16 protein-coding genes and 1 pseudogene are annotated in these 21,532 nt (G+C 62.2%); 9 read left to right on the top strand and 8 right to left on the bottom strand.

Annotated elements, in window-relative coordinates:
• Positions 1–129: 129 nt before the first annotated feature.
• Together AC1Q7F_RS14570 and AC1Q7F_RS14575 are read left to right on the top strand one after the other, a co-directional pair.
• Positions 130–1,371 carry an MFS transporter gene (locus AC1Q7F_RS14570; protein ID WP_492508021.1) on the top strand — a complete coding sequence of 414 codons (1,242 nt, stop codon included), beginning with the start codon at positions 130–132 and terminating at the stop codon, positions 1,369–1,371.
• Positions 1,372–1,544: 173 nt separating this feature from the next.
• Positions 1,545–4,400, top strand: a complete 2,856-nt coding sequence (locus AC1Q7F_RS14575; protein ID WP_492508023.1) for a TonB-dependent receptor plug domain-containing protein — start codon at positions 1,545–1,547, stop codon at positions 4,398–4,400.
• A 186-nt stretch (positions 4,401–4,586) separates the two neighbouring features.
• Here the strand turns inward: AC1Q7F_RS14575 and AC1Q7F_RS14580 are convergent.
• A pseudogene (locus tag AC1Q7F_RS14580) lies at positions 4,587–4,764 on the bottom strand (DDE-type integrase/transposase/recombinase); the annotation flags it as partial.
• Positions 4,765–4,951: 187 nt separating this feature from the next.
• Here AC1Q7F_RS14580 and AC1Q7F_RS14585 point away from each other — a divergent pair.
• The 5 genes from AC1Q7F_RS14585 to AC1Q7F_RS14605 are packed head-to-tail and all read left to right on the top strand — an operon-like array spanning position 4,952 to position 11,317.
• Positions 4,952–5,290, top strand: coding sequence for a GntR family transcriptional regulator (locus AC1Q7F_RS14585; protein WP_492508025.1), 339 nt, complete (start codon positions 4,952–4,954; stop codon positions 5,288–5,290).
• Positions 5,290–6,192: an ATP-binding cassette domain-containing protein gene (locus AC1Q7F_RS14590; protein WP_492508027.1), complete on the top strand. Its 903-nt coding sequence runs from the start codon at positions 5,290–5,292 to the stop codon at positions 6,190–6,192. The genes AC1Q7F_RS14585 and AC1Q7F_RS14590 overlap by 1 nt, the downstream gene beginning before the upstream one ends.
• Positions 6,193–6,209: 17 nt before the next feature.
• On the top strand, positions 6,210–6,893 hold the full coding sequence (locus AC1Q7F_RS14595) for a hypothetical protein (RefSeq protein WP_492508029.1): 684 nt from the start codon (positions 6,210–6,212) through the stop codon (positions 6,891–6,893).
• A gap of 13 nt (positions 6,894–6,906) precedes the next feature.
• Positions 6,907–7,788, top strand: a complete 882-nt coding sequence (locus AC1Q7F_RS14600) for an ABC transporter ATP-binding protein (protein ID WP_492508031.1) — start codon at positions 6,907–6,909, stop codon at positions 7,786–7,788.
• 4 nt (positions 7,789–7,792) lie between these two features.
• Positions 7,793–11,317 carry a hypothetical protein gene (locus tag AC1Q7F_RS14605; protein ID WP_492508033.1) on the top strand — a complete coding sequence of 1,175 codons (3,525 nt, stop codon included), beginning with the start codon at positions 7,793–7,795 and terminating at the stop codon, positions 11,315–11,317.
• A 383-nt stretch (positions 11,318–11,700) separates the two neighbouring features.
• Here AC1Q7F_RS14605 and AC1Q7F_RS14610 read toward each other — a convergent pair whose 3' ends face one another.
• Together AC1Q7F_RS14610 and AC1Q7F_RS14615 are read right to left on the bottom strand one after the other, a co-directional pair.
• Positions 11,701–12,933, bottom strand: a complete 1,233-nt coding sequence (locus AC1Q7F_RS14610; RefSeq protein WP_492508035.1) for an NAD(P)/FAD-dependent oxidoreductase — start codon at positions 12,931–12,933, stop codon at positions 11,701–11,703.
• Positions 12,934–12,935: 2 nt separating this feature from the next.
• The gene (locus tag AC1Q7F_RS14615) at positions 12,936–13,253 is read right to left on the bottom strand and encodes a 2Fe-2S iron-sulfur cluster-binding protein (RefSeq protein WP_492508037.1); all 318 of its coding nucleotides are present in this window, start codon (positions 13,251–13,253) and stop codon (positions 12,936–12,938) included.
• A 367-nt stretch (positions 13,254–13,620) separates the two neighbouring features.
• Between AC1Q7F_RS14615 and AC1Q7F_RS14620 the strand changes: the two genes are divergently transcribed.
• Positions 13,621–16,119: a TonB-dependent receptor gene (locus AC1Q7F_RS14620; RefSeq protein WP_492508039.1), complete on the top strand. Its 2,499-nt coding sequence runs from the start codon at positions 13,621–13,623 to the stop codon at positions 16,117–16,119.
• 90 nt (positions 16,120–16,209) lie between these two features.
• Positions 16,210–16,968: a 2-oxo acid dehydrogenase subunit E2 gene (locus AC1Q7F_RS14625; RefSeq protein ID WP_492508041.1), complete on the top strand. Its 759-nt coding sequence runs from the start codon at positions 16,210–16,212 to the stop codon at positions 16,966–16,968.
• A gap of 60 nt (positions 16,969–17,028) precedes the next feature.
• Here the strand turns inward: AC1Q7F_RS14625 and AC1Q7F_RS14630 are convergent, their stop codons facing one another.
• The 5 genes from AC1Q7F_RS14630 to AC1Q7F_RS14650 form a co-directional block, all read right to left on the bottom strand.
• Complete coding sequence (locus tag AC1Q7F_RS14630) at positions 17,029–18,003, bottom strand: helix-turn-helix transcriptional regulator (RefSeq protein WP_492508043.1); 975 nt, start codon at positions 18,001–18,003, stop codon at positions 17,029–17,031.
• A gap of 139 nt (positions 18,004–18,142) precedes the next feature.
• A complete protein-coding gene (locus AC1Q7F_RS14635) occupies positions 18,143–18,457 on the bottom strand; it encodes a Rieske (2Fe-2S) protein (RefSeq protein ID WP_492508045.1) in 315 nt (104 codons plus the stop codon).
• 91 nt (positions 18,458–18,548) lie between these two features.
• The gene (locus tag AC1Q7F_RS14640; RefSeq protein ID WP_492508047.1) at positions 18,549–20,759 is read right to left on the bottom strand and encodes a xanthine dehydrogenase family protein molybdopterin-binding subunit; all 2,211 of its coding nucleotides are present in this window, start codon (positions 20,757–20,759) and stop codon (positions 18,549–18,551) included.
• Positions 20,752–21,219 (bottom strand): (2Fe-2S)-binding protein, encoded by a 468-nt coding sequence (locus tag AC1Q7F_RS14645; protein ID WP_492508049.1) that lies wholly within the window; start codon positions 21,217–21,219, stop codon positions 20,752–20,754. Before AC1Q7F_RS14645 ends, AC1Q7F_RS14640 begins: the two co-directional genes overlap by 8 nt.
• A 10-nt stretch (positions 21,220–21,229) precedes the next feature.
• On the bottom strand, positions 21,230–21,517 hold the full coding sequence (locus AC1Q7F_RS14650) for a hypothetical protein (RefSeq protein ID WP_492508051.1): 288 nt from the start codon (positions 21,515–21,517) through the stop codon (positions 21,230–21,232).
• Positions 21,518–21,532 lie beyond the last annotated feature (15 nt).

Below are 21,532 nucleotides of genomic sequence, written 5' to 3' on the forward strand. Positions count from 1 at the left end.
TGGCGTGATGGCGGGACAGGCCTGATGACCTGTTCCGCCGGTTCGTGGGAGGATTGCACCAGCAGTTCAGGGAGAAGGAAATTGGAAGATATAAAGAGGACCCCACCCGGCAAGGGCGAGGCGTTCCCAATGCGGCAGTGGATAATTCTGGCTCTTCTGGCCTTTGGCGCCTTGATTGCGTTTGTTGACCGCATCAACATTTCGGCTGCTCTGACGATAGAGCCGTTCAAACAGCATTTTCAGCTTTCCGACGTGGATCGCGGCTGGATAAATTCCGCCTTCTTCTGGTCCTACGCCCTGTTTCAGGTACCGATGGGCTGGGTGGTGGACCGGTTTGGCGTGAAGAAGCCTTATGCGATCTGCTTCGCCGTCTGGTGCGTGGCCTCGGCCCTGATCGGGTTGATGCCGGCCCTCTGGGGATTGATCCTGATGCGCCTGATCATCGGGGCGGCGGAGGCGGTGGTGGTCCCGGCTTCTTATCGTTGGATCCGCACGAATTTCGCGGCGGAAAACAGCGGGACGGCCGTCGGGCTCTATATGCTGGGGGCGAAATTCGGGCCGGCCATCGGGGCGCCGCTGGCGGCTTGGCTGATCGTTACTTTCAATTGGGAACTGATGTTTATCATCACCGGCCTGAGCGGTCTGCTATGGCTGGCGCCCTGGCTGCTGCTGGCCCGTGATGGCAGGAAGGCGGAGGCGGCGACGCCGTCGCAGAAGAAGGGCCCCGATGTTCCCTTCCGATCCATCCTGTCCAGTCCTCTGATCTGGAGCACGCTGGTCGTCTATTTCTGCTACAATTACTTTACCTTCTTCTGCATGACCTGGATGCCGGCCTATCTTGTTGAACAGAGGGGCCTGTCGCTGAAGGAGATGGGGCTTTACACTTTCTTCAGTTTCATGGGCATTGCCATTGTGGCCCTGGTGTCGGGTTGGGCCGCCGACCAGTTGATCAAGCGGTATGGGCGTACAGTTCTGATCCGCAAGGTCTTTGTCGTCGCTGGCTTTGCCATGGCCAGTACGGTTCTGCTGGGTGCCCATGCCGACAGTGTCGAGGAGGCGCTGTTTTGGAATGTGGCCTCCCTGTCCGGCCTGGGCCTGACGACGGCCAATAATCTGGCCCTGTGCAGCCTGACCCTGATTCCGGCTCCCATTGTGGGGCGGGTGAAGGGTATCCAGAATGTTGCGGTTGCTCTGGCGGGCATCGTTTCCCCCTTGATGACGGGTTGGCTGCTGCACGCGACTGGATCTTTTGCGGCCCCCATGACCCTGATCTTCGCCTTTCTGGTCTTAGGCGCGCTGACGGTGGTTTTCCTGCTGCGCGCTGAATGGGCGCCCCGGATCCCAGGCGAGGGACCGGTGCATTTGACGTAAGGTGACATCGGGTATGGGCTGCCATCCCCGATGTCACTAAACCAATAAGCTGTACAACCAAATCGATCAGCCAAAGCTGATTTTTAGGATTAGATAAAGTTACAGCTGATGAAACGGCCAGAGAAAATAATAAGGCCGTATTCGCATAACCGCCTCTGCATGATGACAGATGATTGGCGGATAAAACAAATATCCTGGAGGAGATGTCGATGCGGTTCCTGGCCTCTGCGCTGCTGTCCGGTGCAAGCGCGCTCATTATCACTCAAGCCGTCGCGGCCCAGACGGCAACCAGTCCAGCTGAGATTCTGGAAGAGGTGATCGTCACCGGCTCCCGCGTCATCAAGGATGGCGCCAACAGCCCGTCGCCGGTGACTGTAATCGGTACCGACGATCTGTTGACCACGCAGCCCGGGGCCACCCTGGCAGAAGCGCTGAACAGCCTGCCGGTCTTCTCCGGCTCACGCGGATCGGCCAGCAATCCGACCACGGTTGGCAGTGCCGCCGGTGGCAATGGTTCCGCCAATCAGTTGAACCTGCGCAATATCGGCCCCACCCGTACGCTGGTACTAATGGACGGCAAGCGCGTGCCGCCAACGCTGTTCAATGGTGTGGTGGATGTCGACATCATCCCGCAATTGCTGGTGGAACGGGTGGATGTGATGACCGGCGGCGTATCCGCCGTCTATGGCTCCGATGCCATGACCGGCGTCGTCAACTATGTCATCAACCGCAAGCTCCAGGGGCTGCGCGCCGATGTCTCCTATGGCGTGTCCGAACAGGGTGACGCTACAAAGTTCAACGCGGCCATGGCCTATGGCACCGATATCAACGACAGAGCCCATGTCGAGTTCAGTTACGAGTATCGCGACGAGGGCGGGATCGACAACCGGACCGACCGTGACTGGCTGAATCAGGTCGGTGTTACGGGGGCGGGCACCGCAGCCAGCCCCTATGTCTTGCAGACCAACCTGCGGCAGAAGGATTTTCCCTTCGGCGGTCTGATCACCACGGGTGCTCTGGCGGGCCAGGTGTTCAAGACCAACGGTACTCTGTCGCCTTTCGTCGCCGGAACGGCGACCGGCACTTCCGCCATCCAGATCGGTGGCGATGGTGGCTATTGGGATAGCGGCCTGATTGCGCAGTTGGAAGGTCATCAGCTTTTCGGCCGTCTGGATTACGACGTCACCGGCGACATCCATGCTTATGCGCAATTGTCCGGGACGTTCAAGACCAATAGTTCTTATGCCGAAACGAACCAGTTGAATGGCGTTGCCATCAGCCGGACCAATGCCTTCCTGTCGCCCCAGATCCAGGCTTTGATCCCGGCCAGCCAGCCAACCTTCCGTTTCAGCAAGTTCATGGCGGATGTGCCGCGTATCCAGGCCGTTTCGGATTCGGAACAAATTATCGCTGCGAGCGGTTTCGATGGCCGGGCCGGGGGCTTCAACTGGGCCGTCGACTATACCCATGGCGAGGCGGTGCTGGACACCAGCCTGAACAATGTCATTAACCGACAGAAGCTCTGGTCGGCGCTGGATGCTGTCGTCAATCCAGCCAATGGCCAGACGGTTTGCAATATTACATTGACCAATCCGGCCTTGGCCAATGGGTGTGTGCCATTGAATGTCTTCGGCCCCAATGCGGCGTCGGCGGAGGCAATCGGCTATGTCACCGATACGATCGCATACCATTCCAAAACAGTGATGGACGACATTGCCGGTCAGGTGGGTGGAAGCCCCCTTGATACCTGGGCCGGCCCCTTCAATGCCGCCCTGTCGGCGGAATGGCGCAAGGTTTCCTTCAGTTCCGAAAGCGGCGCCACGCCCGGCGATGTGGTGGACTGTACCGGTGTCCGCTTCAACTGTACCGCCGGTACACAATTGACGGAATCCGTGTTCGGCGAAACGGCAGGCGTCAGCCAGACCGTGTATGAGGCCGCGGTGGAGTTCGATGCACCGCTACTGGTGGACAGCGTGCTGGCGAAATCACTGAACGTCAATGGTGCTGCCCGCTACACCCATTATGATACAAGCGGCACCTACTGGACCTGGAAGCTGGGCATCGACTGGCATGTGACGGATGAGGTCCGTTTGCGTGGAACGCGGTCGCGCGATATCCGGGCACCCACCCTTTACGACCTGTTCTCCCCCACCACGATCATTCCTGTGCGCCCTACCGACCTGCTGACGGGGCTCAGCCCGACGACGCCGCAGGTGGATGAAGGCAATCCGGACCTGACGGCGGAGATCGGCAATACCGTGACGGCCGGCATCGTCTGGCAGCCTAGTTCCGATCTGAACATCGCGGTGGACGGTTACCGCATCCGCATTTCCGATGCAGTGACGCAAATCGCCGGCTCCACCCCAGCCTACCAACAGGCCTGCTATGCCAGTGGAGGCACCTCGCCCTATTGCCTGCTGCAGGAACGGCCCAATGGCTTCTCCGACCGCTCTGCCGCCAATGCGGTCACCCGTTGGCTGACCAAGAACATCAACCTGTCGGAGATCGAGACCTGGGGCATCGACACGGAGCTGAACTATTTGGCCGAACTGTTTGAGCGGCCGATGATGTTCCGGGTTTTGGCCGCTTGGCAGCCGCATGTCTATTATCGGCAGCCCAACGTGGCGACGTTGGATCAGGGCGGGGTTGCCTTTGGTCCGCTGGGCATGGCGGCTACGCCATCAATACGCCTCTCCGCCTTCTTCCGGTTCCAGCCGGTGGAGAATGTCACCCTGGATATTTCTCAGCGCTGGCGCAATGCCATGAAGCTGGGTGGCGATGCCAGCCAGTTCTGGGTGAAGAACCATATCGGCTCCTTCGCCACCACTGGCCTCAATGTGGCTTGGGATACCAAGGCTGCGTTCGGCAATCTGCAGATCTACGGTAATGTCCAGAATCTGTTCGATGCCAAGCCGCCGATCGGTGCCTTCTCCGGCAACGGGACGCGCGCCGGTCTGCGTGACGGTTTCGCACTGGGCGATGATCCCAGGGGCCGCTACTTCACGGCAGGCGCGAAGGTCCGTTTCTGAGGCTTACCATGTTGGGTGGTGTTATCCGGCGTGGAAAAGTGGCCCCGTTAGTGGAGGCACTTTTCCACGCCGGATAACAGTGCCAATCGCACATTCGGCCTGTTATCTCGATAAAAAACTGCTCTCAAGATCAGTTAAGATTTCAATATACTGAATAATATCTCGCTCTTGATCTTAATCATTACGGTATTGTCCATTTATGTCCAAATGCTGAAGCAGATCGGGATTTGGTCTGCGAGTGGCGATGGCGCGCAGCAAAGCTGTTATCGCCGGATCTTTCTTCATTCGGTCGCTGGCCGCCCAGCCAACGACACGACGGGAGTAGAGGTCGATGACCACGGCTAAGGTACAACCAACCTTCCATTTCGCCGAACGCTTTGTCCGGAAAGCCCATGCGCGCGTGGGTGCGCGAACATCATAAGGCGCCAACCAAGTAGGCCAGTTGGCACCGCCATTTCATCTCTTGACTTCGGTGTCACATGTGTCACATTTCGCTTATGACACCATTTCAAATTGAATTCCAACCGGGCCAGCCCATCGTCGATCAGGTCGTGTTTGCCGCGACCCGGGCGTTTGTCGGCGGGCAGATATTGCCAGGGGACGCCTTTCCATCGGTGCGCGCCCTGGCGGCGGCGCTGCGCATCCACCCCAACACGGCGCACAAGGCGGTGCAGACCCTTATCCGGGAGGGATGGCTTGAGGTGCATCCGGGTATCGGAACCATTGTCGCGCATCGCGTGGCCCCGGCCGGTGGCGATCCCTGGCGGCTGCTGAACGACAAGGTCGACCCCCTGGTCGTCGAGGCCAGGAGTGCCGGGATTTCCCTGGATGATCTGCAACGCGTGCTCGCGGAGCGCTGGGCGGCACTGGACAAGACGGAGGTCCGCTGATGATCGTGGAGACAACAGCCCTGTCGCACTCTTTCGCGGGACGCGAGGTGGTTCGCGATTTCAGCCTGCAGGTACCCTCGGGCGCCGCCATGGTCCTCCTGGGGGCCAATGGTGCCGGCAAGACCACCTTGCTGCGGTTGCTGCTCAATATCCTGCGGCCGTCAAAGGGCGAGGCCCGATTACTCGGTCGTGACAGCCGGTGCCTGGGGCCCGCGGATTTCCAGAGGATCGGCTATGCCGCAGAAAGCCAGATACTGCCGGGCCGGCTGAGCGTCTCGGCCTATTTCGACTATCTCCGCCCCCTTTATGGGCGATGGGACGGGGCGTTGGAGCAGCAACTTCGCCGGCATTTCGGATTGCCAATGGAACAGCGGATCGACCATCTGTCCCATGGTGCGGCCATGAAGCTGAAGCTTGCAGCGGCATTGGCTTTCCGTCCCGCCCTGCTCATTCTCGACGAGCCGCTGGGCGGGCTTGATCAGGATGTCCGGGAACAGGTACTGGACATCCTGATCGACCGGGCGGGCGACACCACGATCCTGATGGCGACGCAGGAGATCACGGATATCGACCGTTTCGCCACCCATGTCGCCTTCATGGCCGATGGCCGGCTGTTGTTTGAGGAGGAAACCGGCGCGCTTGCCGCCCGGATGCGCGATGTGCGCGTCCAGGTGGGTGAGATGCAGGACATGCCGGGCAATCTGCCGGAAAGCTGGCTGACACCGACCCGTACCGGTCGCACGCTGGGTTTCATCGACAGTGGTTTCGTGTCGGAGGTGGTTCTCCGGGAGCAATTGGCGGCCTGCGGCATCGGCATCGGTGGGCTGGATATCCGCCCCCTGGCACTGCGTGATATGGCCGTGCCCCTGATACGGGCGCAACGGGGGGATTTCGCGCAATGATCAGACCGTTCATCGCCATGCGGGCGATTTTCATCAAGGATGTGCGGCTGCTCTGGCCACTCATGCTGGTCTGCGCCGCCCTGTTTCTCCTGCGGGCGGGTCTGCCGGGACCGGCAGGCCGGCTTGTGGAAACCCTTTCCATCGGGGCGAACATCATCCTGATCGTCGTGGCCATTCAACTGGATGCGCCATCGGGTATCCGTCTCGACTGGCGGACACGGCCCATCGCGCCCGCCACGCTGCTGGTCGGTAAGCTGGGCTTCCTGGCTGTTTGCCTGCTGCTGCCATCGATGGCCGTCGAGCTACTTCACGGCGTGATCGCTGGTGTCGGGCCTAGCGCCCTTCTGCCGCCGCTCCTCAACGATCACGGCAGGGCGGTCATCATGGCGTTGCCGATCATCGCTGTCGCTGCCCTGACAACACGATTGCTTGATGCCGGCGTTCTGGGACTGGCGGTGGCTTTGTTGAACGCGATCATCCTGTCCGTGATGTTGACGCTGACCGGCTGGTCGCCCGATCACCTGGATGAACGGGTCCTGTGGCCGATGGTCCCCGTTCTGGGTGTCATTGTCGCGGCGGGCAGCATCCTGGTCTTGTGGCTGCATTATGTGCCGCGAAGAGAAGGCGCCGCGCGGCTTGCCTTTGGGATAACTGCGCTGCTGGCGGCGGCAGCCCAGGCGGGCTTCATCCTCACACTCTGAAGGGACCATCCCCATGTTGACCATCACGGGTCTGTCAAAGACCTATGCCGGAGGCGTGCGCGCGCTTGATGGCATCGACATCGACATTCCGCGGGGCCTGTTCGGTCTGCTGGGCCCCAATGGTGCCGGCAAATCGACACTGATGCGCACGATTGCCACCCTGCAGGATGCCGATGCCGGGACGATCCGGTTCGATGGCATCGACGCGTTCAAGGACAGGATGGCCCTGCGGCGGCGTCTGGGATATCTGCCGCAGGAATTCGGCACCTATCCAAAGATATCGGCCCAGGTGATGCTGCGCCATTTCGCGGCCCTGAAGGGTATCCATGGTGCAGCAAACCGCGCCATCGTCGATGATTTGCTGATGCGCACCAACCTGTGGGAGGCGCGCACGCGCAGCGTCGATACATTCTCCGGCGGCATGCGGCAACGTTTTGGCATCGCCCAGGCCTTGTTGGGCAATCCGGACCTCCTGATCGTGGACGAACCCACGGCGGGACTTGACCCGGTGGAGCGCCGCCGGTTTCAGAACCTGCTTTCCGAAGTGGGGGAGAATGTGGTCGTGATCCTGTCCACGCATATTGTGGAGGATGTCGCGGCCCTGTGCCCCCGCGTCGCCATCATGGCCGGCGGCCGCATCCTAAAGACGGGTGACCCGCGCGACCTGACGGCGGAACTGCGGGGGAGCCTGTGGAGCGGCATCGTCGACAAGGGTGGGACCGACCTTCCGGGCGCCAGCCATCAGGTCATCACCACCCGCCGCTTCGCGGGCCGCACAGAGATGCGGATCCTGGCAGGCCAGGCGCCGGCCGGCTTCACGGCGGCAGCGCCCACGCTGGAGGATGTTTATTTCAAGACCCTGATCGACCATGGCTTCGATATCCAGGCGGAGTAGACCCATGCGAGCCTTCATCGACATCGCCGCTTTCGAGATGCGGTTCCAGGGGCGCTCCGCCCTGTTCGCGGGCCTGACCGTGATTACGGCCTTCATTCATTTCTGTACCGCGCGCAAGTGGGGTATCGATATTGGCCTGGGGACCGCCAAGGATGCGGCTGGTCTGGAATATAATTCGGCCTTGGCCATCATCCAGAACGCGCTGACATTGAGCCTGTTCTCGATCTTTCCTGCCATCGCACTGGTCGCCGGTGCGGTGACGCGCGACCGGGAACGCAGGATGGTCCCTCTCTTCCATACGCAACCCATCCCGCCTGTCGCCTATGCCGGCGGACGCTTCGCCGGGGGCATGATGCTGGCCCTGGTCACCATCCTGGCGGGTCTGGCAGGTGCTCTGGCCGGTCTGGTCCTGCCCGGTGTCGATGGTGCGCGCCTTCTGCCATTTTCCGCCGCCCCCTGGCTCTATGCGCTGTTTGCCATTGCCATGGCGAACATGCTGATCGTCGGCGCGCTGATCTGTGCGACCGCCTTGGTCGCGCGGTCCATGGCAGCCGCCTATTGCGTGGCTCTGGTCATGCTGCTGGTCCCGATCACCGGTCTGCAGCATTCAGGACCCGATGGCACCGGCTGGCCCGGCCTGCTGGATCCGTTCGGTGCCGTGGCCATCGTGGATATCACCCGCTTCTGGACGCGTCAGGAACTGGTGTCCGGGCTTCCCGGCGGCGATTTCTGGATCAACCGGTTGCTGTGGCTGGGCTTGGCAGGTTGCGCGCTGACGGTGGCGTTGATCCGCTTCCGCTTTTCAACGGGTGGCCGGCAGTGGCAACGGGCCCCACGCTCCCGACCCACGAACCTGCCCGCCATAAAACCCGTCCCCCTCACGCGGTCGTTCGATGCCGCGGGAACCTGGGGACAGTTCCTGTCACAGGTGCGCATGGATATGGGCGCGATCCTGCGCTCAGCCCCCTTCCATGCCGTAGCCCTTCTGATCATCGCCGCTTGTGTCGACAGGTTCCAGGCGCCGTCGCCCCTCGCCTATGACAGGCCGCAGCTCCCCTTGACCAGCAATCTGGTGGGTTTTCTCGATACGGGGCTGTTCATGCAGATGGTGCTGGCCATCGCCTATTATGCCGGCCTGCTGACCCATCGCGACCGTCAGGCCCGTGCGGCGGACATTATCGATGCCTCCCCGGTGCGGACCGGGACCCTGTTGTTCGCCAAGCTGGCGGCCATGGTGCTGATGGTCACGGCGTTGCTCACCACGGCGATCGGTACCTTTATGGTCCTGCAACTGGCACAGGGGTTTACCGACCTGCAGCCCAGCCTCTATCTGCAGGGCCTCTTCGTCTATGGCTTCAACCATTATACGCTGATCGTGCCGGCGCTGCTGATCCATCTGTTGGTGGCGAACCGCTGGCTGGGCATGCTGCTGTTCCTTTTCGCCGTGGTGGCCAGCGTCTCCCTGCGGCCCTTGGGCCTGGAGAACATCCTCTACAATGTGCGGCTTGCCATGCCCGTTTATTCCGACATGAACGGGTTCGGGCATTTTGCCTTACGGCATCTGTCGCTCATGGCCTACTGGACCGCCATCATGACGCTTCTGGCGATCGTCGCGGTCATGGTCGCACCGCGCGGCCACCACAACGGATGGTTTGGTGACGGTATGGCGCGGCTGACGCGGCTCCTTCGGCTGGCCGGGGGCCTGGTCCTGGCAGGCGTCTTTCTCAGTGGCAGCTGGATTTATTATAATACCCACATCCTTAACCCCTACCGGACGAGCCAGGACATGGAGGTCCGGGCGGCCGACCATGAGCGGAAATACCGGCACTATGCCGATCTGCCCTCCCCGACGCTGACCGTCCTGGACGTCGCGGTGGATTTCTTCCCAGCAAGGCGGCGCGTTGAAAGCCGGGGAACGATGGAACTCCAGAACCGCTCTGCAACGCCGATCTCCACGTTGTTCCTGTCCTTCAACCCCCTGCTCACGGTCGACAGCCTGGACCTGGACGGCGCGCGACTGATTGAAAGCGACGAAGTGCTTGGCGTGCGGCGCTATCAACTCGATACGCCGCTGCCCGCTGGCGGGACGATCACCGGGAGATGGCACTTTACCTGGCGCAATGACGGGTTCGTGAACGCGATCGACAGCAATGCCGTCGCCGGGAACGGCAGCAATGTGGAAGGGGAAGACATCCTGCCCATGCTGGGTTATCTGCATGCGCGGGAGCTTGACGATCCCGACGCCCGCGCCCGGCAGGGTCTGCCGCCGGCCAGGCCGCTACCATCGCTTGACGACAGGGCGGCGCAGGATGATCCGGGAAACGCCTTTGCTCCCGCGCACTTCACCGCCGTGCTGAGCACATCCGACGACCAGACAGCGGTGACATCCGGCAGACTGACCGGCGAATGGCGGGCCGATGACCGGCGTTATTTCCGGTACGAAGGTTTCTTCCCGATTTATCTCGCCTTTGCCTCGGCCCGCTATCAGGTGCTGCGCGACATGGTGAACGGGGTAACTCTGGAGCTGTTCCACGATCCCGGGCATGGCGGGTCGGCGGCCACGATCATGGACACGATGAAGCGCGGGCTCGATTATTACAGCCGGGAATATGGCCCCTATCCTGCGGATACGTTCAGGATCTCTGAGTACCCTCGTCACTCCAAGCGTGTCCATGCCATGGCGGCCGCAGTCTCCTACCCTGAAACGGCCGGCTTCACGCTGGCTTTCCAGCCTGGTCAAGCCGACATCGTCACCGGCCATGAACTGGCCCATATGTGGTGGGGCGGCCAGGTCCGTAGCCCGCGTATCCAGGGTCAGCAGGTGATCAATGAAGGCCTGGCTACCTTCTCATCCTTCATGCTCGTCGAACATATGCAGGGAAGGGAGGCCGCCCTATCCTATGTGGCGCGTCAACGGGACCAGTATCTCGACGGCTACAGCCGCGCAGTGCCACAAGCCCGCCCCGTGATCCGGGCCGAATCCTCGCTGGACGCCTATGGCAAGGCCAGCATCGCGCTTTACACGCTGCGCCACGTCATCGGGGCGGCTCCCGTGAACAGCGCCCTCAAGGCCTTTCTCATCAAGTATGGAAATCGCCCTCCACCCTTGCCGACGACCCGGGCCCTGGTCAGCGAACTACGAGCCGTCGCAGGCCCCGAATATCAGCCACTGATCACCGATCTGTTCGAGAAGATCACGTTTTACGATGTCGCAGTGACCAAGGTGGAAAGTCACAGGACGGCCGACGGCTATGCGTTGGGGATCAATGTGAACGGGCGCAAATTCCATGTCGATGACGCGGGCCTGGAATTCGCTGCCCCCTTGCACGCGCCGTTCGATATCGTCGTCTATGGCGAGGATGGCCGGACATTGCATGCCGACAGGCATTGGCTGACCGACGGTGAGCAGCGCATCATTGTCCATGTCAGGTCGCGTCCCAGTCGCGTCGCGGTCGATCCCCACGGCATGATGCTGGACCGCAAGTCGGACGACAATTCACGTGGGCTCGACCTGAACCGGCCAGGTTGACGAAAGCGCTCCTAAACCACTCCAAGGGAGGGGAGTCAAAGAGTTGATGGACAGGTGACAACACGGCTGGTTTGTCCGCGACCTGGGGGAAACCGCCCGTCCGCTTCCAGCCCTTCTCGGCCATAGGACGGGAAGAAGCGTCCCTTGCCGTAGGGAATTGCGAAGTTAGATGTTCATGGATAAATTGTCATGCCATCGGTCGAGGCGAGCATTTCAAGTATTTGTTCGCAATCATTAAACATCAATCCACTTACAATACAATGATAAGCCACTGGTCCAAACCAATGCAAGGTAATTACTCGCGGGGGTTTGGTTCTTCTGCCAGAATTTTCTATCTCTCTTCGGCACTAATTTTGCCTGATTGCGTAGCCGGTTCGTCTGAATTAGGGTGCGACGGCGATGTCCTTGAGAGCGATGCGAGCGTCCGCAATGGCAGACTTGTTCAGCTTGGCCCGTGATTCCACAAGCTTCCGGCCCTGAACATAGTCGCGGGTGGCATTCACGCAATCCAGCGCTGCCACCCGACCCTGTCGGAAATAGACAATGGAGAAACTGCGGCTTGCCGGTTCGCCCCGTACCACCAGATCGTCATGGCCGCTGGACAGGCCCATAGTCTGCAGCCTTAGATCATATTGATTGGACCAGAACCATGGTGTTGCCTCGTATGGTACAGGATTGCCGAGGATGGCCTTCACGGCTACCGCCGCTTGGTCATTCGCATTTTGTACCGACTCCAGGCGGATACGCTGCCCGTCCAGATGCGGGTTTTCATGCGCGGCGCAGTCACCGATAGCGTAGATGCCGGGCAGGCTGGTCCGGCAGAAGGCATCGACATCGACACCATTTGACCCCGCCGCTCTGGCCATTATCAACGGCTCCACGGACGGGATAATGCCGATGCCGACAATGACCAGCTGGCAGGCGATGACCTCGCCGTCGGCCATCTGCACGCCCGTCACGTGGCCATTAGTGCCCAGGATATGGTCCATGCGCGCGTTCAGGCGAATATCCACGCCATGGGCCCGGTGTTCGGCCTCGTAAAAGCGGGACAAGGGTTCACCCGCCACGCGCGCCAGGACGCGGGGCATTGCCTCCAGCACCGTCACTTTCCTGCCATTCTTGGTCAGGACGGCCGCCGCCTCCAGCCCGATATAGCCGCCACCCACCACGACGGCGGCATCGATCCGCTCCAGCGCCGCCTTCATCGCATCGGCATCCGCCTTGGTACGCACCGTCATCACGCCGGCCAGATCATGGCCGGCACAGGTCAGCCGGCGTGGCCGGCCGCCGGCGGCCCAGATCAGGTGGGTATAGAAGATGGCCTCCCCATTGGCGGTAACGCTCCTGGCCACCGGATCGATGGATGTTACCCGCGTGCCGGTCAGCAGGGTGATGTCGCGCTCCGTCCAGAAGGTTTCTGGCCGCAACAGGATGCGGGCAAAGGTCTTCTCCCCCGACAGATATTCCTTGGAAAGCGGCGGCCGCTCATAGGGAAGTTCGGGTTCGTCACCGATGATGGCGATGGAGCCGGTGAAACCCTGCTGGCGCAGCAGCGCCGCTGCCTGGGCACCACCATGGCCGCCGCCCACGATGATGGTGTCGAAGGTCCGGGTCATGGTCAATCTTCCGGCGCGATGGCGACGCGCAGACCGTCCAGCGCATCCTTGAAGATGATCTGGCAGGAAAGCCTGGAATTGGGCTGTCGGTGGCTGGAACTGTCCAGCAACTCATCCTCGTCCGGCGACATGGGTGGCAGCAGGGGCAGTTTGGCGGGATCGACATGCACATGGCAGGTCGCACATGACCGGGCGCCGCCGCACAGGGCCAGCATCTCATCGAACCCGTTGTCTCGGATGATCTCCATGACAGGCCGGCCGGCCGCGGCCTCCACACAATGGTTCGTGCCGTCGAGCGTGGTGACAATCAGGGTCGGCACTCCAAACTCTCCCTTTCCGGTGGCCGGGCTGTCGCTGGCCACGATATCCGTTGCTGCATCGTCATAGCATCGTGCCCCATCCGTATCACCTGCCAAGGGACCGGCGGGCGCGCCGGCATCCTTATATCGCTGCCCCGATATGTCGGAAATGGTCCGGCATTCCTCCAGGTGCAGGCCCGCTTGACTGGACCTGTGCGGGGCATTCAAAGCCTTTAAATCGCGGTCGCGATATCCAGGCGGTGCTGCCGCGAAGCCGGCAATTGGGTTTGACCCGGGCAGGGTCGCCGGGCCAATGCTTCACTGGCCAACAAAACAAGAGCGCCGTCACGGCCTCTGCAAAATCATTGCCTTCTAGGGGGAGGAAAACGTGAGGGGAAGTCATCTTCGCCAAGCTTGCCTGGGCGTCAGCCTGATCGCGCTGGCCCATTCCGATATCGCCCATGCCGCCGACACGCCGGCCCCGCCGCCGGCCGACAGTGACGCCTTCACGTTGGAAGAGATTGTTGTCACGGCTCGGCGCAAGTTCGAATCCCTCCAGGACGTCCCCCTGGTGGTGGAAGCGCTGACCTCTGAAACGCTGGACAAGCTGAATGTCACCAACCTAGCGGACATTCAGAAGGTCGTACCCGGTCTGACCATGACCCAGAGCGTTAACGGTCTGGGCGCTGCCGCTTCCATGCGCGGCGTCAACTATGATCTTGTGGCCAGCGGCAATAACGGCACCGTCGAATTCTATCTCAACGATGCGCCGGTCTCGTCCAACATCATCTTTGCGTCGATGTATGATATCCAGCAGGTGGAGGTGCTGCGCGGGCCGCAGGGCACGCTGCGCGGTCGTGCCTCCCCTTCGGGTTCCATCACCATCGCCACCCGTAAGCCGGACCTGAGCGAGGTTGGCGGCTATGTCAACATGACGGCCACAACGGGTGACAGCTACAATGCCCAGGGCGGTGTCAGCGTTCCACTGATCGAGGATAAGCTGGCCCTGCGCGTGGCCGGTGTCTATGACGATAATGACGCCAACGAGGTCACCAGCCTGAACAGTTCGGTCAAGCCGAAATCGCGCACCGAAAGCGGCCGCGTCAGCCTGCGGGCCGAACCGACGGATTTCCTGGAGCTGAACGGCAGTTACCAGCGGATGGAAAATAAGACGGTCAATTTCATCCAGAATGAGAGCTTCAACGTCGTCTCCGCCACGGCCGCCGCCAGCCCGGTGGCCCTTAAAGGGTCCGACCGCCGTTCCATTTACGACGCGCCCTACGATATCGACCAGACCACCGACATCTTCAACTGGCAGGCCTCGGCCGTACTGTCGGAACAGCGCCTGAGCTATGTCGGCTCCTGGGTGAAGCAGGAGCTGGATAATGTCGAGAATTACGATTATGCGAACTTCTTCGACGGCAAGAACACGCTGGGCATCAACAATGCACCGGTCGGCGATCTGACCTTTGGTCAGACCGTCGCGGCGCGTCAGAAGAACGAAAGCCACGAATTCCGCCTGCAGAACGAAGAACGTCTCTTCGACATGTTCGACTATGTCGCCGGCTACTTCACCCGCAGCAGCAATGCGCCGACCACCGTTGTCCGTTCCACAGCGCTGGTTGTCGGCGTCTATCCGGTCACGACCGGTACCGCCTTCATCAATGGCGGCTCGCGCCTGGTTCCCACCACCATCATCCGCACCAGCCAAAACCAGGAAACATCCTTCTTCGGCAATCTGACGGCGCATCTGGGTCAGGGTACTGAACTGGCCGGCGGTCTGCGTCGGATCAAATACGAGGACCAGGCCACGATGAATGTCGGCGGGACCTTGATCCCGTTCGCCAATCGTGACGAGGATTTCACCAAGACCATCTTCAGCGCCTCGGCCAAGCACCGCTTCAACCAGGAGTTCATGGCCTATGCCAGTGTCGCCAGCTCCTGGCGCCCCGGCGTATTCGTGGTGGGTGATTTCAACCTGGCACCCTCGGCCCTGGAACAGAGCTTTGTCCGTCTGGCGCCGGAGACGTCCACATCCTATGAGGTCGGGTTCAAGTCCGACCTGTTGAAGCGGCGACTGACCTTCAATGCCTCGGCCTATCGTCAGGATTTCGACAATTATCCGTACCGTGTTGCCGGTGATGGTGTGTATTTCATCAATACCAGCAATGTCGGCACGGCGACGGCCCCGCGTCTGGCCCAAGCCGTGGCGCAGTTCAACTTCGCCGGTGCCGTTCCTGTCCGCGTCTATGGCCTGGAAACCGAAGTGGTTTACCGCCCGGTGGAGAACTGGTTCCTGGCCGGTACATTGAACTATGCCAAGGGTGAAATCCGCGATGGCGCCATCCCCTGCAATGATCTGAACAAGGACGGTGTGCCGGACGCCAACCTGACCGCTGCCCCGACCCTGGCGCAGTTGCAGGCCGCGGTTGGTGCCAATAACGTTGCCTCGTGCAATGTCAGCTACCGTTCCTCCTTCGCGGCCCCGTTCAACGGCACCATCCAGTCCGAATATTCCCAGGAAGTCGGCAATTTCGACGGCTTTGTCCGGGGCCTGGTCACCTGGAAGGGAAAGTCGCGGAACGATCCGACCAACGCCTATGACGATGTCGGTTCCTATGCGCTGCTGGATGTCTATCTCGGCCTGCGCGATCCCGATGGGGCCTGGGAATTGTCGCTGTTCGCCAAGAACCTGACCAAGGAGAACACGGTTCTGTCGCGCAGCAATGGTCCGTTGGCGACGTCCTACACCCTGCTGAAAACCACCACCACCGGTGTCCCCTTCGGGACCCAGGCATCGGTGGCCAACAGCACCTATACCAGCGTCACGACCACGCAGCCGCGCGTGTTCGGCATCAATCTGCGCTACGCGTTCGGATCGCGCTGATCCGTTCCACGCCACCCCCAAGCAACTCCCTGACGGGCCGGCCAGCGATGTTGGCCGGCCCGATTTATATCCAGAGCGAGGATGACAATGATGAGTGATGGTAAACCCGGTCTGCTGGATGGCCTGGCCCCCTGGCCGGAGGTGGATTTCGGCGCATTCGGCCCGGTGGAGCGCCGGCCGTTGAACCGCATCCAGCAACTGACAGGCAGTTTTCTGGGCCGCAACTGGGTCGCCATTCCCCATGTCACGCATCATGATGAGGCGGACGTGACATCGGTGGAGGCGGCGCGCAAGGCCTGGAACGCCGACCATCCGACGGTCAAGCTGACGCTGCTGGTGCCGGTGATCAAGGCGGTGGCGGAAGCGCTGACAACCTTCCCGCAGTTCAACGCTTCGTTGGAGCCGGGTGGCAAGGCGCTGATCTTGAAGAAATATGTCCATATCGGCGTCGCTGTCGACACGCCCAATGGCCTGCTGGTGCCCGTCATCCGCGACTGTGACACCAAGCCCTGGTCGCAGATCGCCGCCGAACTGACGCTTCTGTCCGAAAAGGCCCGGACCAAGGGCCTGCCGATGAGCGAGATGACGGGCGGCTGCTTCACCATCACCTCGCTGGGCCATATCGGCGGTACCAATTTCACGCCCATCATCAATGCTCCGGAAGTGGCCATTCTGGGCGTGACGCGACTGGTGGAGCGGCCGGCCAGGGGGGCAGATGGCGGCATCGACTGGCGGCCGACGCTGCCGCTGTCACTCAGCTACGATCACCGGGTCATTAATGGCGCGGATGCGGCGCGTTTCACGCGCCAGGTGGCTGCCAATCTTGCCGCGCTGACCGCGTTTTCCTGAACAGAAGGCTGCGGGCCGGGAAGCGTCTGCCTCCCGGCCCGTGGGTCCTGTGGGAAACGATCACGCCGCCTTGCCCAAGTGCTGCTCGCGATATTCGCGGGGGGCCACACCGAAGCGGGTTTTGAACATGCGGCTGAAATGGGCGCTGCTCTTGAAGCCCACCAGATAGGCGATCTCGCACACCAGATAGCTCTTCATGGCCGGATCCCGCAGCCAGGCATGGGCCATCTCCACCCTTCGCTCCCAGACCAGATTGGAAAAGGACAGGTCGTTCTTCTTCAGGATCTGGCAAAAATAACGCAGCGAGATGCCGCAACGATCCGCCACCATCTTGGCATTCAGATCCGGGTTGGCGAAATGCTGATTGATATAGCGGGTGATGTCGGACACCCGCTTTTCCGCGATCGAGGAACGCTGGGCGGTGTCGCCGGCGGCGCGCGTGATGTTGCGGCCGGCCCCGGTCAACAGGGTCTGGACCAGCTGCTCGGCGATCTGGGGATCGATCTGGTCATCCTCCTCGAACAGCAGCGAGAGGATGCGTTCGGCCAGGAACAGGTCGCCCTTGGATGCGGGGAACGGCTTGCCGGCCTCCACCCCTTCCGGGATCAGGGCGTAGAGCTGGTGGGAGGGGATGACGACATGCATCACCTCCAGCACCCCGCCCTCGTCGGGTATCAGTTCCATATAGAAGGGGCGGCAGGACCGGGTGATGGTGCATTCATCCCGGCTGATCAAGTGCTTGGCACCGGGATAGGAGACGATGAGCTGCCCGCGCCGCACGAACCAGAAGACCGTGACATTGGTCTTGTCGCTGCGGATATGCGCCCAGGACCGACGGAAGGCCAGGCCGGATCGGGAGGTCAGCTTGTAGAGCCCATATTCACCGGCCCCGCTCTTCTCGATCCGCATGTCGACCTCACGCGTCGACAGGGGGCGCAACTCGCCCTCATAATAATTGGCGTTGTTCTTGCCGCGGAATTCATGGCGGCGGACCTCGTGGTTCGCCGTGGTCATGTCGAAGGCCAGTACAGGCATATCCTCCCCCTCTCCTCTACGGGAACCTTTCCGGTCCCTGGCAGATTAGGGGTAAGGCCGGCCCGGACAAGCCGGATCGGTGGTGGGGAACAGCGGAATCGCCAAGGCGATATGTAACGGCTGCGGGACCGTTACCGCCTCAAACTTCCACCTCGATCCAGCCATCCACGATGCGGGTGGCATAGACGGCGATGGGCTGCTTGGCGGGTGGGTTCTTGGCTTTGCCGGTGGCAAGGTCGAATCGTGCCCCATGCACCGGGCAGGCGATCCAGCCATTACCCATGCGCCCGCATTCCAGCTTCTCGTCCGCGTGTGAGCAGATATTGGACACCGCATGCAGCATGCCGTTCGAATGGCAGATCAGGATGGATCTGCCCCCGACCTCCACCGATTTCTTCATACCGGGCGTCACGTCATCGACCGGCAGGGCGCGGACGAAACCTGCTGCACTCATCGCTTGTCATCCTTGCTGCTGGCGACCGGATCGTTGGTAGCATCGCCGCGCCGGACGCTGAATGACGCCACGCGCAGTCGGGCTTGTCTGGTCAGTTCCAGCGCAGATCATGCCGGATGAACGGGGTGGTGCGCAGACGCTTGCCCGTGGCCTGGAAGATGGCGTTGCCCACGGCAGCCGCTACGGGACCGACCGGTGCCTCGCCCACGATGTCCATCCGTGCATGGCCGGACAGGGCCTCGAAATGCACCGCGACGGGCGGGGTATCGGCCAGGCGCAGCAGCGGATACGTGTCGAAATTCGTCTCCGCGATCCTTCCATCCTCCAGGGTCAAACCCTCATGCAGGGCGGCGCTGAGGCCGAACAGGGTGCCACCCTCCATTTGGGCCGCCACGGCATCGCGGTTGGCGACGCGGCCGCAGTCGAAGGCCACGTCCAGCTTCTTCACCCGGATCATGCCATCGCGACCGACGGCGACATGGGCGGCGGTGGCGACAATGGTACCGACATTGCGCTGGGCTGCCTGCGGCCAGGCGGAAATGGCGATGCCCAACCCTTCGCCCGCCGGCAGGGTACGACCCCAGCCGGCATGGGTGGCGGCCACGCGCAGGCAGTCGGCCCAGGGCTTTTCCCAGCGGCTAAGCAGTTGCAGCCGGTATTCCAGCGGATCGATCCCGGCCGCATGGGCGCATTCATCGATGAACGTTTCCACGATGACGGCATGGGAATTGTAGCAGGGGCCGCGCCAGGCGCCGTTCAGCACATGCACAGGCAGTTTGCTGGCCCGCAGATGCAGGTTGGGGATGATGCCGCTGGTGAAATAGGGCATGTCGTCGAAGCCGAACGTCAGGTGGAAGGCAGGCTTTGATCCCGTGAAGCAGGCTTCCCCTTCCACGGCGGCCGGTAGGCCCGTCACATCATCCAGCACGGCGCGCAGCCGGGTGGTGATGGGGGTGCGGTAGCGGCCCTGACGGAAACATTCCTCCCGCGACCAGATGGTCTTTACCGGCACGCCGGGCATGGCGCGGGCGATCGCCACCGCCATGCGCACATCATCCCCCTGCGTGCGCCGGCCGAAACCGCCGCCCACATAGGTCTGGTGCAGCACCACCTTTTCCGGGGGCAGGCCGGTCTCATCGACGGCGACCCAGAAGGCCTGCTGCCGGTCCTGGGTGGGACACCAGATCTCCGCGCCATCGTCCATGACCAGCGCCGTTGCGTTCAGCGGCTCCAGGGCGGCGTTCTCGCAATAAGGCGTGCCATACTCACCCGCCACGGCGCGACCTCCCCTGGCGACAGCCAGGTCGCCTGCCTTGCGCAGGGTGCGGCCCGCCCCCTTGTCCAGCTCCGCCGCCACGGCGGTGCCGATCTGGTCAAGGCTTCGCAATGGGGCCGTGTCCTCCCAGGTGACGGGCAGGGCATCCAGGGCCAGTTTCGCCTGCCAGTAATGGTCGGCGATGACCGCCACGCCCCATTGCGCGGTGCTGTCCCCCAGGCCAAAGGTGGCGCGCGGCTTCACCGGCGCGCCCTTGGTTCGCGCCGGGTCGATCATGACGATGGCCCGCACGCCCGGCATATGACGCACGGCGTCGGCATCCAGGCTTTTCAGCCGCCCGCCCTGTACGGGCGACTGCACCAACGCGGCATGCAGCATGCCCGGCAGCTTCATGTCGATGCCATAGGTCAGGCGGCCGGTCACGATATCGGGAATGGTCAGCTTTGCCGGCGTGGCCTTGCCAATGAGGTTCCATTCGGCTTCCGGCTTCGGCGCCGGTTCGGTGGCCAGCACCAGCTTGGCGGCTTGCGCCGCCACCTGACCGTAGCGAAGGCGGCGGCGGCCATGGGTCAGGACACTATTGGCCGCCACGATCTCCATCGCCGGCACCTTCCAGCGTTCGGCGGCGGCCTGTTTCAGGCGTTCCCGCGCACTGGCGCCCAGTTGCAGGGCGTGCTGCATCCGGGCCTTGTTGGTGGAATGGCCGCCGAAAAAAGGCAACATGCCGGCGCTGTACACGCCCTTTTCCAGGACGTCGCGCTGGATGGAACCCCATTCCACCTGCACCTGGCCCCAGGCGCAGGCCAGTTCCTCCACGATATTCATGGCCATCTGGGTCATGGCGCCATTGCCGATCTCCGGCGTCGGTACGCGCAGGATGACGTGGTCGTCATGGGTGATCTCGATCCAGGCGGAAAGCTCCGCTCCGTCGCGCGACCCTGCCCCGGCCGGCCGGATGCCCAACGCCATGCCGCCGCCTGTGGCCGCGACGGACAGCAGGAAGGCGCGGCGGGTCTGTTCAACCATGTTTCGCTCCCTTGGCCCCAGCTGCGCGGTGGATGGCGGCCCGCACGCGCGGATAGGTGCCGCAGCGGCAGAGATTGGTGATGGCCGCGTCGATATCGGCGTCGGTCGGGTCGGGCACCTTGGCCAGCAGGTCCGCCGCCGCCATCAGCATGCCCGACTGGCAATAGCCGCATTGGGGCACATTCAGGTCGGCCCAGAGCCGCTGCAGGACATGATCGCCGTCGGGGGACAGGCCCTCGATGGTGGTGACCTTTGCCCCCTCCAGCTCGGACAGCGGTACCTGGCAGGAACGCACGGCTTCCCCATCCCGATGGACGGTGCAGGCCCCGCATTGCGCGACGCCGCAGCCATATTTGGTGCCCGTCAGGCCCAGATGGTCACGCAAGGCCCAGAGCAGCGGCGTGGAGGGATCGGCCTCCACACTCACCGGCTTGCCATTCACGCGGAAGCGGGTCGGCATGGCGGGCGCCTCACTTCGCCGCCGGCACCTTGGCCAGTTCCGCATCGATCCTGGCCAGCAGTTCGTCGGGGAACTTCTCCGGCGCATAGGGTTGCACCTGCTTCAGGGTCATGGCGCGAGCCAGATCGAATTGCGGGTCGGCCACCGTGTCGGGGATGTATTTCACCAGCACGGCCTTGGTCTCCGGATTGTCCAGCAGGGTGCCGATATCGGTCTCCGCCGTCGAAAAGGCCTGGCCGGCCAGCGCCGGAACGGCAAGGATGAAAGCCAGGATCATGGCTGACAGAATCTTCTTCATCTCGAAATCATCCTT

The sequence above is a fragment of the Niveispirillum sp. GW835-FHT14G11 genome, from assembly GCF_058793615.1.